The sequence below is a fragment of the Paenibacillus sp. MMS18-CY102 genome (assembly GCF_009789195.1).
Taxonomy (GTDB): domain Bacteria; phylum Bacillota; class Bacilli; order Paenibacillales; family Paenibacillaceae; genus Paenibacillus_T.
The window spans coordinates 22720-38778 of record NZ_WSTC01000010.1; the positions used below are offsets into that span (position 1 = coordinate 22720).

The 16059-nt window shown below is 46.1% G+C and carries 12 protein-coding genes; all 12 read right to left on the reverse strand.

Going from position 1 to position 16059, the window contains the following annotated elements:
- Positions 1-60: 60 nt before the first annotated feature.
- On the reverse strand, positions 61-891 hold the full coding sequence (gene rplB, locus GON22_RS09260) for a 50S ribosomal protein L2 (protein ID WP_160395823.1): 831 nt from the start codon (positions 889-891) through the stop codon (positions 61-63).
- Positions 892-921: 30 nt separating this feature from the next.
- Positions 922-1212: a 50S ribosomal protein L23 gene (gene rplW, locus GON22_RS09265; protein WP_006037944.1), complete on the reverse strand. Its 291-nt coding sequence runs from the start codon at positions 1210-1212 to the stop codon at positions 922-924.
- Positions 1212-1835 carry a 50S ribosomal protein L4 gene (gene rplD / locus GON22_RS09270; protein WP_160395824.1) on the reverse strand — a complete coding sequence of 208 codons (624 nt, stop codon included), beginning with the start codon at positions 1833-1835 and terminating at the stop codon, positions 1212-1214. The genes rplW and rplD overlap by 1 nt, the downstream gene beginning before the upstream one ends.
- 24 nt (positions 1836-1859) lie before the next feature.
- The gene (rplC, locus tag GON22_RS09275; RefSeq protein WP_160395825.1) at positions 1860-2483 is read right to left on the reverse strand and encodes a 50S ribosomal protein L3; all 624 of its coding nucleotides are present in this window, start codon (positions 2481-2483) and stop codon (positions 1860-1862) included.
- A 40-nt stretch (positions 2484-2523) separates the two neighbouring features.
- Positions 2524-2832 carry a 30S ribosomal protein S10 gene (gene rpsJ, locus GON22_RS09280; RefSeq protein ID WP_006037947.1) on the reverse strand — a complete coding sequence of 103 codons (309 nt, stop codon included), beginning with the start codon at positions 2830-2832 and terminating at the stop codon, positions 2524-2526.
- Between the two features lie 282 nt (positions 2833-3114).
- A complete protein-coding gene (locus GON22_RS09285) occupies positions 3115-4818 on the reverse strand; it encodes a glycerophosphodiester phosphodiesterase family protein (RefSeq protein WP_237179091.1) in 1704 nt (567 codons plus the stop codon).
- A gap of 1 nt (position 4819) precedes the next feature.
- A complete protein-coding gene (locus tag GON22_RS09290) occupies positions 4820-5794 on the reverse strand; it encodes a hypothetical protein (protein WP_160395827.1) in 975 nt (324 codons plus the stop codon).
- The gene (locus tag GON22_RS09295; protein ID WP_160395828.1) at positions 5791-8484 is read right to left on the reverse strand and encodes a sulfatase-like hydrolase/transferase; all 2694 of its coding nucleotides are present in this window, start codon (positions 8482-8484) and stop codon (positions 5791-5793) included. The genes GON22_RS09290 and GON22_RS09295 overlap by 4 nt, the downstream gene beginning before the upstream one ends.
- A gap of 21 nt (positions 8485-8505) precedes the next feature.
- Positions 8506-11268, reverse strand: coding sequence for a glycosyltransferase (locus tag GON22_RS09300; protein WP_160395829.1), 2763 nt, complete (start codon positions 11266-11268; stop codon positions 8506-8508).
- Positions 11258-12106 carry a hypothetical protein gene (locus GON22_RS09305; RefSeq protein WP_160395830.1) on the reverse strand — a complete coding sequence of 283 codons (849 nt, stop codon included), beginning with the start codon at positions 12104-12106 and terminating at the stop codon, positions 11258-11260. Before GON22_RS09305 ends, GON22_RS09300 begins: the two co-directional genes overlap by 11 nt.
- A 23-nt stretch (positions 12107-12129) precedes the next feature.
- Complete coding sequence (locus tag GON22_RS09310; protein WP_160395831.1) at positions 12130-15207, reverse strand: glycosyltransferase family 2 protein; 3078 nt, start codon at positions 15205-15207, stop codon at positions 12130-12132.
- A 74-nt stretch (positions 15208-15281) separates the two neighbouring features.
- Complete coding sequence (locus tag GON22_RS09315) at positions 15282-15983, reverse strand: S-layer homology domain-containing protein (RefSeq protein WP_160395832.1); 702 nt, start codon at positions 15981-15983, stop codon at positions 15282-15284.
- Positions 15984-16059 lie beyond the last annotated feature (76 nt).

Here is a 16059-nt window from a genome sequence, read left to right on the forward strand (position 1 = left end):
CTCCCTTCACTGAACGTGGGCGTGACGGGAATCCGTCACGCAGATTGTATCAAGCAACTATTATTTCGTGCGACCACGAACAATATATTGGCTCGATGCTTTTTTCTTCTTGCGAGTTTTGAAACCGAGCGTCGGTTTGCCCCATGGGGACATTGGCGATTTGCGACCGATTGGAGCGCGCCCTTCGCCACCACCGTGTGGGTGATCGTTCGGGTTCATGACCACGCCGCGAACTTCCGGACGCTTGCCGAGCCAACGGTTACGGCCTGCTTTACCGATTTTCACGAGTTCATGGTCTTCGTTACCTACGGAACCGATTGTAGCGCGGCATTTTTTGAGGATGCGACGCGTTTCGCCGGACGTAAGACGAATTACTGCATAATCTTCTTCCTTACCGAGCAGCTGAGCTTCCGTTCCTGCTGCACGAACGAGTTGTCCACCTTTACCAGGTTTCATCTCGATGTTGTGGATAACCGTACCGACTGGAATGTTCTCAAGCGGCAACGCGTTACCTACTTTGATATCAGCTCCCGTACCAGACATTACTTGGTCGCCAACTTTAAGGCCTTTAGGCGCGATGATGTAACGTTTCTCGCCGTCAGCGTAGTTGATGAGCGCAATGTTGGACGTACGGTTCGGATCATACTCGATCGTCGCTACGCGACCAGCGATACCATCCTTGTTCCGTTTGAAGTCGATAATCCGGTATTTACGTTTGTGTCCGCCGCCATGGTGACGAACCGTAATTTTACCTTGGTTGTTGCGGCCTGCTTTCTTCGAAAGTGGCGCAAGCAACGATTTCTCCGGTGTGCTTGTCGTGATCTCTTCGAACGTCGAGACGGACATTGCACGGCGTGCCGGAGATGTCGGTTTATACTTCTTAATTGGCACTTGGTTTCCCTCCTATCCTGAAGTTATAAGTTATACAGACTCGAAGAACTCGAGTTCTTTGCTTTCGGCGCTCAATTGAACGATCGCCTTTTTCCATTCGGAAGTATATCCGTTGTGACGGCCATAACGCTTCGGTTTAGCCGGTACGCGCATCGTGTTCACGCTGTCGACCTTCACTTTGAAGATTTGCTCGACTGCGCTTTTGATTTCCGTTTTGTTGGCACGAATGTCAACTTCGAAGACATAGCGCTTAGCTGCCATGAAATCGCTGGTGCGTTCCGTAATAACCGGGCGCTTGATAATATCGCGTGGGTTCTTCATTACGCAAGCACCTCCTGAACTTTCTCTACAGCTTCTTTAGTGATGATCAGTCGATCGTATTGCAATACGTCAAGCACGTTAATGCCTTCAGCTGCAACGAACTTCACACCTGGAATATTGCGCGCCGACAACGCTACGTTGTCTTCGTAGTTAGCTGTAACTACGAGCGCTTTGCGAGCTACCTTCAGGTTATTCAGGATAGCTGCGAATTCCTTCGTTTTCGGTGCTGCCAGTGCCAGTTGATCCAGAACGACGATTTCGTTGCTGATCACTTTAGTGGACAGAGCCGATTTGATCGCCAGACGGCGAACTTTTCTTGGAAGTTTGAAGCCATAGCTGCGTGGTGTAGGTCCGAATACCGTACCACCGCCAACCCATTGTGGGGAGCGAATCGAACCCTGACGAGCACGACCCGTGCCTTTTTGTTTCCAAGGCTTGCGGCCGCCGCCGCGAACTTCAGAACGTCCTTTAGTTTTGTGCGTACCACGGCGTTCTGCAGCTTGTTGCAGAAGCACAGCACTGTGCAATACGTGAGTATTTGGTGTAATGCCAAATACGTTGTCTGCCAGTTCGACTTCGCCGACTTGCGAGCCACTCACGTTATAAAGAGCTACTTTAGGCATAGATAGTTCCTCCTTTCTTTAAAATTATTTCTTCACCGTCAATTTGACTTTAACGAGTGCGTTTTTAGGGCCTGGAATCGAACCTTTAACCAAGATTACGTTACGCTCTGCATCGACGCGTACGACTTCAAGGTTTTGAATCGTGATCGTTTCGTTACCCATGTGCCCTGGAAGGCGTTTGCCTTTAGGTACGCGGTTCGCTTGGATCGAACCCATGGAACCTGGTCCACGGTGATAGCGGGAACCGTGCGACATAGGACCCGTGCTTTGTCCCCAACGTTTGATAACGCCTTGGAAACCTTTACCCTTCGAAACGCCCGTTACGTCAACAAATTCGCCTTCCGTGAATACGTCAGCCTTGATTACTTGGCCAACTTCATATTCGCCGAGGTTGATACCGCGAATTTCACGAATGTAGCGCTTAGGAGCCGTATTGGCTTTCTTCGCGTGGCCTTGTGCAGGCTTAGTCGAATTTTTTTCTTTCTTATCCACAAAGCCAAGTTGAACTGCTTCGTAGCCATCGTTCTCTTGGTCTTTCTTTTGCAAGACGACGTTAGGGCCAGCTTCGATGACCGTTACCGGTACTACGTTACCTTCAGCCGTAAACACTTGCGTCATGCCGATCTTTTTGCCTAAGATACCTTTCATGTTGACACCTCTTTTCCTTTACTAATCTATCTTTTTGTTCTTACAGTTTGATTTCGATATCTACACCGGACGGCAGGTCCAAGCGCATCAATGCATCAACCGTTTGCGGCGTTGGGTTAACAATGTCGATCAAGCGCTTGTGTGTGCGCATTTCGAATTGCTCCCGGGAATCCTTGTACTTGTGTACCGCGCGGAGAACGGTGATGATTTGCTTTTCCGTAGGAAGCGGAATCGGCCCGGAAACACCTGCACCGGAACGTTTTGCAGTTTCAACGATTTTCTCTGCGGATTGGTCAAGAATCCTATGATCGTACGCTTTCAAGCGGATACGAATCTTTTGCTTTGCCATATAAGTCCCTCCTTCTATCGCCCAATTTTTATCGGACATACTCCGTGAGAAAACCCGTCTCACACGCCCCATGGCAAAGGGGCCGGGTGTGTCGGCAACCTCTCACATCATCGCAACGTCACAGACCAACATCAAATATTATATCTAACTGGGCGGGCAAATGCAACTAAAAGTTGAATGCAAATAAAAGTAGGCGTAACACCTTAAGAATGGCACAAAATAAACCGGATACCTCTAATCCTCAGATCGATGTATCCGGCTAGGCTTTATGATTTTCAGTTACTATATCATATTGATTATTTGATCCATATTAGTTAACCACTCTTGTAAATCGTTTGCATTTGAGACTGCCATAATCATCGCATCAATCATTAGCGGATCTCGTATGTATTGCAACGAAGGCACTAATAACATTGCTTCATTGCCAAATCGGTGGCTGAGAAGATCGTAAATTACAGATAGCTTCGTTTCCGTTGCGACACGCTTCCTCTGAACAATCTCCTTAATGGAATAAGAATCAAGCCTGTCGGTGTAGAAACCATCTGCACCAAGATCAATTAACTCTTCTAGCTCAGCCTTCACATTCACTGTATGCAGGAACGTTCTTACTCCATTCCGATGGAGTGCATCACCAAGTTTACGGTTATATCGTTGGGGAGTCATGGCAACAGCAAGAATAGGTTTTCCTTGCACAAACTCTACGACCTCCGCATCAGATGAATCCGTTTGATACAGCGTATATATATATGAAGGAAAAGAATGAACCTGCTCAACTACATCGTACATCTCTTCTCTATAAAGCTGCGGTACAATTCGCGAAAGCACGTTATCGTCATACGATTCTGTCGACTGCACCAATTTTTGAAACTGAACACGAACAGTCTCCATATCGAAATGCTTTGTATCCGTAACCAAATAGGCATCGGTGTATTTGTGCAAGAAAGCCATCACATCATGGGCTGTTAGTGGTGTAAAGCGGCCAAGGATTGGCGTCGAGCGAAATTGTTCATGCGTCATTGGCTGTCCTGGCTGCACGCCTTCTGGCCTTTGCTGTTTCAGATGCCCATAGAGCAACTCGCTCCAATCATGTCTTGCTACGAGTTCCCCATCGGATGTCAGTTCGAAATCAAGCTCGAACACACGATGTCCCCGGTGGACGTAGTGGAACTCCAGCGCCTCGAGGCAGTTTGTATATGCAATGCCTTCCCACTCCCCTCCCGCATGACAAATGGAGGCTCTGTCCACCCATGCATGTGGATGAACGCGTATAGGAGGGACCGCGCGATAAAGTGCATTCGGCAAATACATCGTCACAAAGCTGTCAACTACGTTCGATTCAAGCAATTGCAACGAGGGAGTGTATGTAACCATATTGATCCCCCGTTGATTCGAACTATATTCAATGCCATCAATTACGATTGAAGCCAAGCTGTTACCGGACAACGCCCCTTGGCTTGTCATCGTAAAGGTATGAGGAGAAACGGATTTCAAACACTCCTCATTCACGTTTATAGCTTCAGGCGAACATTGCTCATATAACACTTCGTACGTTCCATCTTCTTGCTTGTGTCCAATCCATACATAACTATGCCGGAGCTTCGATCGGTCTAATTGCGTAATTCCTATATTCGCCAACCGGGCAGCATTCATATCATCAACCGCCTGGCTTCCTTCGTCCTTCACCGCGATCCAAACCCAGCAATCTGGTGCCAAACCATTCAAATAATCTGCCAACTGAACGCCCTCAATCACGGATATCTCATGTCGGTTCATTTTGAAATACGGGATGAACGTAGGATCATGAAAATAAACGTCAGTGCAATTTCGACTTACATCCATATCCGTGAACAATTTCATTCTAATTCTATTTCGCCTGTAATAACTTTTGGCATAGGCCCGGTACACGTTCTTCTCGTGCTCATTCATGCCTCTGTCGATCTTCATGCTTGCGGCAATATACATCGATTCGCGCTCTATACTGTGCATGCTACTCACGGCTTACTTCCACCTTTCGCTCAGCCATATAGATTGTCTCGGGCAGATACACTGTGGAGAACGTGTCGACAGCCACCGAACGAACAACATGCATACCAATAAGATCCAGTATGACAATGCTCATCCCTCGACGGTTCACCGCATAATCACGGCCGTCGATTTTAATTTCTGCTTTATTGCCGTAATCAAAGCCTGCACTGCTAATTGAAATCGCAACGGGCAACCTAAATCCATTAAATGTCGATAACTCTGGATAATCTACTTCGATCATCCGGTCCGCAACTTCCTCGTATAGCGTAATAAATTCAAACTCGCTTCTTTTGAACAAAATATTGACATAGCTTCTGCGCAAATGGTCTCGTGTAAGCGCTCGAATCCCCACCGAGTGGAGTTTCTCCTGCCATTCATGGTCAAGTGCTTGGGAGCCGTCATCCTTCACAGCCATCATAATCAATGAGAATGGGCCGGCATTCTTTAGCATTTGTTCCAATGACTCGCCATGCAACACAGTGATATCGTATCCGCTATTTCGTAATGATGGGATGAGCGCCTCTTCATCAAAGCATATGGATGTTGGCTCGGCGATAGCATTCAGGCTGTTCCCCTGTTCGACTCGTATGCCATTACTATGGCAAAAGCCGTTAAAAATCTCAGGCCATTTCCTATTCGAAACAATTACCTCAGGAGGCTTCTGCATCTCGTAGACGACTGCCCAACCTGGAGGGATTTCCTCCTCTTCTGCAGGTTCCTCTTCTGTCTTTGGAAATTCAGTCACAACCGGCATATCCTCATCGATCACTTGCCGAGTTTCTTCATTTAACTCCACTTCCTGAGACTGGATATTTGTCTCACTAAGCACTTCTCCAGTGTGTCTGACAGTGGCAGGAGCACGGAAGAGGAACAATAAAACAACAATCAATCCGCTGCTTAGCACAAGCGCAGTGGCTTGCAATTGAATGATCGTCATACCTCAACAACATCCTCCCTGCCTTGCTGCTCTTTCTCAAGCTTGTATATTGCTCCTTGCATGTAATTTGTAACATAGGTGTCCACGTTATGTGTCTGAAGCACAATCCCCGTTGCCATATCGACAACTGCTATGTTTAGCCCTCTCTTGTTAGGGCTACATGATATTTTCCCTACCTTAATAACGGACACATTGCCGCATTCAGCACCAGAACTGATTACTTTCAGCTCGACCGGAAGCATAATCCCTCTCAACGATTCATTCTCAAACCAGCTTTGTTCGATACGTTCCTTCGACACGTCTTCATACAACGATATAAAGCCGCCATTCTTATAAAGAACGTTGATGTAGCTATGGCGTATTACAGTTCGATTCAACTTGCCAAAGCCTCTTGCTTGCATGGAGTCCAACAGCTCTCCCTCGAATCGGTTAGCCGCATCATCTTTAGCTGAAACAACAAGCAGTACATCCTCTGGCAGGCTATCCAAAAATGCTGGCAGTGTGACACCATCAATCACCGCGATTTTTTTGTAGCCCTCTTCATCCAACGTAGCTAGGTATTCAGAATTTGCGATATAGATAGGCTTGTTATTTGAATGGAAATCTACACTAGTATAGAAGCTCACGTTTCTTCCCGAACTCTCTCTGAACTTTGACATTAGCTCCTCTAGGCCTTCTAAATCATACTGAAAAGCGTTGATATAGTGCTGTGCCTCGATGTTTGAGAACGGAAGTACAATTGCATTCTGTTCAATTTGATCCCATACCTTCATCCACGCTTCCGACAAAACAAGTTCCCATTTCTCTGCTTCATACTCATCTTGAGAAGCTGAAGGCCGCCTCGTAATTTTGTCACCCTTCACCGTTGCTTCAGACTTCTGAACAACAGCGAGCGCTTCTTGATACCAAGCTCTCGGATCCTCACCCGCTCCTGCAATCGCAATCCGCTTAGCCGTTGGCCGGTGAAACAGCCAACCCTTGTCGAATTGCGCTCCATAACTTGCGACATAGACCGTATGGTTCGATACATAGGTACCAGGCGCTTCCAGAACAAATGGAACAATTCGCTCCTTATCGGCTGTGAACAAACTCTCTCCGAGCGCAGCAGGCATGTTGTCTGCCGGCATTCCGAGCAAATGCATAATCGTAGGCGCGATATCGACCGTACTGCCGCACGTGCCAACCGTCAATGACTGATGCTGGTGTTCGCTAGCATTCACTATCACGAATGGCACTTTCGATACTTCCAGGCGATTCAACTGCTTGTTCTCCGATTGCGTTGGCATGTCGAGCAGCTTATATAGGGCAGGAAGATTCTCAAGTGTTACTCCCTCATGATCACCATATAACGCAATGATTGTATTATCGAGCATGTTTTCACGTTCCAGCAGTTCAAAAAAATGTTTCAACGCACCGTCTGTATAATGAACGCTTTGATAGTAATCCATGAGCGGTCCCGACACGGCGGCCGAATGGTTTAACCCACAGTGTTCTGCGTCTAGCTCAAACGGAAAATGTGAGGTCAGCGTAACAAGAAATGCAAAATAGGGTTCCTTCAACTGTTTAATCTTGGACACCGTTTGCTCAAAAAATGAACGATCGGACAGCCCCAGCATAATTCGATCTCCGGCATAATAATCTTCTTCGGCATGGAATTGCTCAAAGCCGTGAGCCCGCATCATATTACGGCGATTATAATACTCGCCTTTGAAACCATGAAATGCCGCTGTTTCATAACCTTCCTCACGCAGTAGATGGGGCAGGCCATAAAACTTCTTATCATAATGCTTAAAATAGATGATCTCATCTTTATGCGGGTATAACGAATGCAGTGCTGCAAACTCCGCATCCGCCGTATGCCCAACCGCATATTGATTAAATATATCCGTAAACGACATATTTTCACGTGCGAGCTTGTTAAGAAAAGGCGTAATCTCTTGGCCATCAATCTTTCGATGCAACACAAAATGTTGAAACGATTCTAATTGAATCATGATGACATTCTTTCCTTTTGCAATGCCACGCCACTTATCATCTTCTACAGTCTTCTTTACTGCCGATGCCATCATCGCTTCGTAAGGCGTTTCCGCGTACAGCTCCGCTGTACGTTTGGAGCGCAGCCGGCGAACATAGCTTTTTAATACATAATGAAATAGAAGCCCAAAACGGGTGTCGTTGACTTGACCGTTCCGTATGCTTTTATAGTTCGCTAACAGCATCACGTTCATTGCGACTAAAACAATGTCGAGTGCTATCCAACAGTTCATTGCGGAATCCAACCGCCTTTGCAATAGTTCCCCCGCAAATCCGCAAGCAGCAACGGTAAAGAACAACAGCAACAAGTCCTCCCGCCTCATGAGACGATACGCACTCGAGAAAATGATTCGCTGGTTGAGGGAAATTGCGTTGCGGACAAGGAACAGCTGCTTGGCTTGCCCAAAGTCAATAGTGTGGCCAAAAAATCGCGCATGCAGCACCGAAGCATAATAAGCGATACTCATAATTACGATAATAACAACGGCAATTGGCGCAAACACTATTCCTGTTTGATAAACCAAATATGCCGCTGATAATCCGGCTACTATTTGCTCAGCATGAAGCACCTTGGAACCCAACACATCCCGGTTCAGCATCATATTTAACCATATATGCCAAACGGCAAATATAGCCATCGCAATGATTGTTACCATAACCGCGCCCTCTTCTCCCGCTTATATAAACTTTTCCACAGCGTCCGGTTCGAAGTATAGCAATTCATCCTTATCGAGCCACTGCAGCCTGCCATAGCTTGCACGCCGCTGCTGCCTATGTTCACCCTGAAGGAATACCGCCCAGCCCTTAATTAAATAATGATGGACAACTGGCAGCCATTTCTTCGCATCAACATCCATCCCGATATGGAACAGAACCGTTCTAGTCCCCATAGCTTCATAAGGTCCAGAGTAGATAGCATTATCCATCATCACCTGAAGAATAAGTGATTTCCAGCTTTCTTTCCAAACCGTTTTATTAAATGCCTTTGATACCGCAAGTGCATTACGGCCAAGCTCAGCGGCGTATGCAGGATCATCAAGGCAGGTGATGATCGCTCGTTCGAGCTCATCTTGATCTGGCGAAATCAGCAACCCATTAAACCGGTCAATAATAATATCAGTTAAGCCGCCTACACGAGTCGAGATAATTGTATTGCCTGTCGCACAAGCTTCGAGGCACGATAGGCTTGTCCCTTCGCTATGCAGGGTAGGAATAAGTACGATATTGGCTTCTTTATACACCTCGTGCATGCGATCTGGTTCCTGATGATAACAGAACACGCGATCTGGCCATCGATCCATATGTTCCTGAATGCGTTGGATGTCTTCGTCATTGCCTTTGCCAACGAAATGGAACTCGGTATTCTCGTAAGTCGAGAGGATCGAGTCGAGCACACCCAGTGTCAAATATAACCCCCTAGGCTCGTAAAGCCTGCGGGGGTAGACGATCCGAATCTTATCCGTATTGCGAACCCGAGCGGGATAAAACTCTTGGGGATCGACATAATTCGGAATCGTCCTCATTTTTAAAGCCTCATTATATGAGACAGTCTGAAACCAGTTAGCTGTGTTCGTATCTACCGATACCACTTGCTGAAGTGATCGTGCAGTTGAAATATATCGTTCATTGGAGGCCCAGAACGTTTGTCCGTCCTCAAATTGGCAACTTGGATGATCCCAAGCAACACCGTGGCTAATCCCAATACTTGGATGAGCTGCATTAGGGAACGATTGGAAAAACGCAGAGTAGAAATGAATGCCGGACCGCCCATCCGCCTCATGCAAATATCGATTGTTGAACTGAATCAACCGTTCCATGGTGAACGTGCTCATGTCTAACTGCTGATGGCCAAGCGAATAGACATCAATCCCTTTATATTTGCGGAACCAACTATAGTTTCCATATTGATAGATATCAAGCTGAATGCCTAATTCACTGCATACTTCATGTAAATCAACGAGATAACGCTCGGCACCGCCAGAGAAATAGTTTCCGCCCTCGAAATCAAGGAAGGTGGCAGTAAATACGCTAACTGCTCCGTCGTACATGCGGTTTGCAAACATTACAGCCCATTCTGGGTTGCTGATGAGTTTATTTTCAATAAACGTTTTGCGGCTCTCCCATTGATTCTGCTCCGCAATGGCCGCGAGATGCTGCTTTGCTTCCTTCGTCAATGTCCAAAACGAACCCGGGATAACTTGTCGATCTCCTGCTTTTACGACATGTACGCCTGGGCCAGCGAATGGCTTCACTTCAGCAATTGCTGTTGAAATAATCGGCTTGCCAATCGAACAATATTCAAAAAACTTTACAGGCGATACACAGTTGGTCAAATCATTTATGATAAATGGAATAATGAGCGCATCAAAATAACAAGCATACCGGTTCAACTCGCGATATGGTTTCGCTCCCAATAAATGCACGCTATCCGGCAACCCTGAAGTTTCAATATTGCAATGTCCAATCAACACGATTTGTATTTCTGGCTGCTCCTTAGTAATCCGAATAATCAGATCCTTATCAAACCATTCTTCGATGGCACCAAAATAACCAATGATTCGATGGCCCGTCCGAACTGCTGGGAGCAAATCTTCTGGAACTGCATTATTCTCGCTATACACCGGGCTACGAAAATCTTCTACTCGGCAAGCGTTAGGCAAATAAAAGGCGTCATCACGTTGTTCCACATACGTCCGCAATTGACGAGCGGAATACGTGACGATATCTGCTTGCAAGAGAACTTCTTCATGCTTGGCCAGCATATTTCGATCATATAAGCCCAAGAAATCGACACGGTCAAGCACGTCATACCACATTGTTTTATGGGGGAGACAATCTATCCAAGCACATTGAATAAGCCAAGTGTTCATTACGAGCACATGTCTTGTTTGAAGCGCCTGCAGCAGATGTTCTTCTTGCGTAACGACGAAAAGATTGGGTTCCTTCTCTTCAATTGCAAACGATTCTCCGCTGTCGCAAAAGAAACAAAGGTACCCATCCCGTGCAAACTCAAGGAGAATTTGCTGGGGCCGCTGCACTGGCTCCCAGTGAACCGCATTTGGATATACGACGATACCTTTATATGTCCGATTAAGAAAAAGTTCTGCTATACGCTTAGCATGCTCGGTCAAAGGCTTCGAAATAAACGTACGGTAGTACGCAGCCCGCGCATCCAACTCCGGAGCGAACAAGAGGTCATTCTGCGCCAACTGTTGCTGGAGCGATCCATTCGCGCTCCGCAATTCCTGAGCTGTCTTCTCCAGTACGAGAAGCTCGTCATCAAGCCCACGGCTCTTTTCAACTAATTGCTCATAAGTTTGTTGAGTTTCCGCTAATGCATGCCTGACCTCTTGTATCGCCTCATTATAGACATCTATCATTCCTGCATGTGACGTGCCAATAGAATACGATGTGCGTTTGTTATTGCTGCTAGGTGTCAATGCTTACGCCTCCGCCCAATCGTAGTAATAATGAAGGGAGTGCTTCCTCTTCCTCACCATAAGGAACTTCCTGTAACATCGTTCGTTTTTTTGCAATCGCCGACCAACGCTCATTGCCTGACGTTACAACTGCTGCAGAACGTAACAATTCCAAATGTTTCAGTTTTCCTCCTGCATCATGTCCCCATAAACGGAGATCCTCAAGCGCCAAAATATCGTACCAGATTGTAGGCTGGCCAAGAAGCTCATACCAGGCACTCTGCAATACCCAGGTGCACAGGATGATAGGCTGTATTTGCCGGTCCAGCACCCAGCGCAACAGATCGACTTCATTGTTATATTGAATGACGCCCTGTTTATTCACATAGCCCTGTTCGATATCCGGCATGTATTGAAAACAGAGGTATCCGCTATTAGCTAACCCTTTTAACCAACGAGCAATACGCGGCTCATGAATTTCAATCCCGTCCGGTGCAATAATAACGCCTTTATAATTCTCCAGTCGATTAACCACGCCCGCAGCAAGTTTAGACTTACATTGTTTATAGGAATAATAATATGCTTGTCTGTTGGCGTATTCTGTCTCGAAATTACTGCTATTCTGCTTCGCTTCTAAAGCAGCATTGATGCGAGAATGCTCTGCACGTAATGCTTCAACCTTACTTCGAGCAACTGCAGCTGCACGTTCTTTGTTACTGACTTCTCCGCTCAGTGTTTCTACACTATCGTTCAACTTCGCCTTTTCACGAAGCTCGCGCCGATAGAGTTGTTGCACCGCGTCAGTTTGGTTCAGCAAATGCGAATGAAATAAACTGCCTAATGCAGGTTTCTTGTCCATATCTCTTTCCTCCTAACCCTGCTTTAGACGAAACTCCAATGCAGCCATTTACTTTTGATACGCCCATGCAGTTCTTCCCACCCGCCTAGATCGCCTCTGTCGATTCGGGATGTAAGGCTTTCCTCGTGTGTACGGTAATAGTAAAGTGCTTCCGGCAAATGAATGATTGTGCCTGTCTGCGCGATACGAACAACAAAATCCCGATCCTCAATACCGAATAAGGATTCATCGAATCCCCCGATCCGATTCATAGCTTCCTTTCTCCACATGAATGAAGGGCCTGCATTCAATAAACCGTTAAGTCGATAGGGTTGTAATCTCATCGTCTCGGTAACAATTCCGTCATCATTAACATGATAATAATCTGACATAACTGCAGATGCTTCTGGATCGGCAATCAAGAAGGCTACGAGGCGTTCCAACCACTGAGGAGCCGCGATATTGTCTGCGGAAGTCCAGACTAGCATCTGGCCAGCAGACTTATCCAAACCGTTATTAAGCGCTGCTGGCAGCCCTTGATTAGTGCTCAATCGGACATATTTCACCCGCGAATCATAATGAAATTGCGATATGAGTTGTTTGACCTTGCCATCCGAGCCATCATCCACGACGATAAGCTCAAATCGGATATAGGTCTGGCTTAACACGCTATGGATGGACTTAAATAGATATTGCGTATCGTTATATACCGGTAAAATAACCGATACCAATGGAAGTTCCTCTAGGGTTAGGCTAGGGATTGCTGCCTCATCAACATACTGGAACAATACCGCCCATTCTTCCATATGCATGTGCATAAACAACCTGTACAATTGCCGTCTGGCAGCGGGATTGCTAACATCGAACGATGCGAGCATTTTGCGGGCCACCGATTCCTTGCCGCCACCTTGCTCCAGTTCTGTTTTATATACGGCCTGGGCAAACCGGAAGGCGCACGGGTGCTGATAATTCGAAAGCTGAAGAGCATTCATCCAACTATTTATTGCGTCTTCCTGCCTATGCAGCTGCCACTCTAATTCCGCAATTGTCGCGTGCCAATCCGATTCATCTGTACGGACATAATGAGTGTGGAATAGTGGATGCAGTTCTAATGTTTCTTTCAAATGGCCTACGGCTTCACTCTTCATCTCGGCGATATCTGAATGCTGGCTCAACTTCCCGTATAAGTAAATAAAGTCAAACATACGTTCCTCGCTCGCTACTTCCAAGGCGTCAAACAGAAGGGAAGACGCTTCTTCCATAAGGCCAAGATTATAGGAGGACAGTATTCGATAGAATCGAATCACTGTCCAATCCGGGTGATCCAAGGCTGGCTCCGCAATCGCGAAAGCTTCCTTGTAACACTGGGACCCGAAGGCATCCAATAACGCAGCCACCGCATCTTTATAAGAAGTCCCAGAACTGCTTCTATCCTGCTTGTCCAGCGGCAGTAAAATCGGGCGATGAATTGTCATCGACGGTCGCGCATAATTGGCCGTTCCCTTATCGGCAACAGACAAACCATCGACTCCTATGGAAGATGCAATCACATTATCGTGGAATTTCGAATTCCTATCCAATAATGCTAACTGATCGAAGCTCCACCATCTTGCTTCGCTCCGATGAAATTTTAATCGCTCAGAACTGCGCTCAACATGTACCTCAATATCCTTGATATTTTCAAGTTCAATTGAGCCCCTATGCAAGAATGGCCCAAAATCCGAAATCTGCTCATTCGCTTCCACAAGCATAATGGCGTCCAATCGATGTTCGTTCATCCATTGTGTCACAGTCGCTACCGTCGGATCGACCCCTAATGATTGGACATTTTTATATAGATTCAATGCTTTCTCATCCATCGCCTGGTCATCGATTATGCCAATCCGCAACAATTCATCATGAAAACCAAGCCGAACATTTTCGATCCATTGCTGCAATTGAGCATTAAGCGAAGGATTCTTTACAATTAGTGCATATGTCATAGTCGATCTACCGTATCCTTTCATCTGTGAGGGATCATAAGATGGCCAAGTCCGGAAGTGAAGCCATAATCGGCTCATTTCCCTGCGCATTTTATCGTTGGCTTGCAGCTTTTCCGTTACAGCCAATGCTTCCTCAATACGTCCGATGCGAATCAAAGATTCTATATAATGCAGTTGCATCAATTCGCGCTGGTCTATCGTCATTACAGGGAGGAGATTCCTATCCAAGAGGAGTGCTTCATATCGGACAATTAAATCAATACTTTTCTGCCAGTCGCCTTGGCTATAGTACAATTCTGCTGCTATACCATATGGGTCGGCGTAACTTGGCATTTGCCGAATCGCTTCTTCCGCCGTTAAAATTGCGGCGTCAATCGTATCCATCTGCACGAAAGACATTACTTTATAATAATAAGCCTGACTCTTGCTATATATATCTTGCGCAGGAAGAACACGCAGGGCTCGATTTGATTCCTTCACAGCCTCTTCGTACTTGCCTGCGTTATAATATTCATTCGCTAAATATCGATGGATTCGACCATCTTTCGGGTTCTCTATTAAAGAGATTTTAAGTAAGCCTACATTTCGTTCATGTTTACCTTGCCTAAACTTTCTTGAGTAGCCGTAATGCAAGAAGGCACCTTCATGAATTTGCACAATACGAGTGTCGGTTAGATGACTGATTGGCATCAGCCGTTCATGAATCCGTCCAACATAATGGTATTCCCTTGGACAATATATACGGTCAACATGCGTTGACGCTTGATGCTCATTCGATTCAACCTCGATATGCTGGCTATCGAGTCTATTTACACATTTAGTATCACCGTTCTGTTGTAACCATTGCTTAAGTGATTGCTTCCCATTCCACTCGAACTGTTCATCCGCATCGATCATCAATATCCATTCCGAATTACATTTGGATGCGGCCGTATTCCGTGCTAATGCAAAATCATCTGTCCACTTCATCGTGTGGATCGTAACCCCTGCTTGTGAAGCAATAGATATTGTCGCATCCGTTGAACCTGTATCCATAAGGACAATGGCGTCAACATGTTCCCGTATGCTGGCAATAGCCTGACCGACCGATGCCTCACCATTTTTAACGATAATGCAACCAACCAGATATTCTTCATTCATAACACAATTCCCCTGTATGTACAAATGCCGCTACCACACTGAATGAAAACAGCGCGATAGCGGACCATGTTTTTTTAAGCTATAGGATCACTGTTCGAAATCTTTTTGCCTTCGCTAGCTAGCTTCTGAACGTTTTGCTGATAACCCTTAAACTCAGGGTTTTCAATAAACTTATTTGCAACAATTGCAACTAATTCACGCGTTACACTGTTTTGTCCAGCGAATACACCATTTGGAGCCGAAATAAGTTTAAGCTCTAGTGCAACTTGAACATAACCTTTTGCCCAATCACTCACCGTTTGCGGATCGGAAATGCCAAGATTGTTTCCTTTTCCTACGATACTGTTTTGTGTGATACGTACAAGCAGTGCTGCGAGTTCCTCACGAGTCAGCAAATCATTCGGACGGAACTTACCATTGTCTCCAACGATAATCCCGAGACTATTCAGCCCGCTTAAGTAAGGAGCCACCCAGCTATCCTTACCTACGTCCGAAAATCCGGTCGATTGGCCCGTTTTGACTGGGATATTCAACGCTTTAGCAAGCAAGGAAACAACTTGCGCACGCGTCATTTTTTCAAGAGGCTGCAAATCCCCTTTTTGGTCACCTTGCAGGATGCCTGCATCTACCAATTTTTGAATTGCTGATTGAGCCTCGCTCGTTTGCTGGCTGCCATTATCTGCAGCGAATACCGCAATCGGCGCCGCCAAAGTGTTAGCTACCATAGCTGTGGATACAACATACTTCGTGATCTTTTTTTTACGTTCGAAATTCAATTTTTCCAGTCTCCTTCCAAGAAAAAGATTAAGATTACCTTTTGAGTATCGGAATTCTTCTCTCTCTCCTGAATAG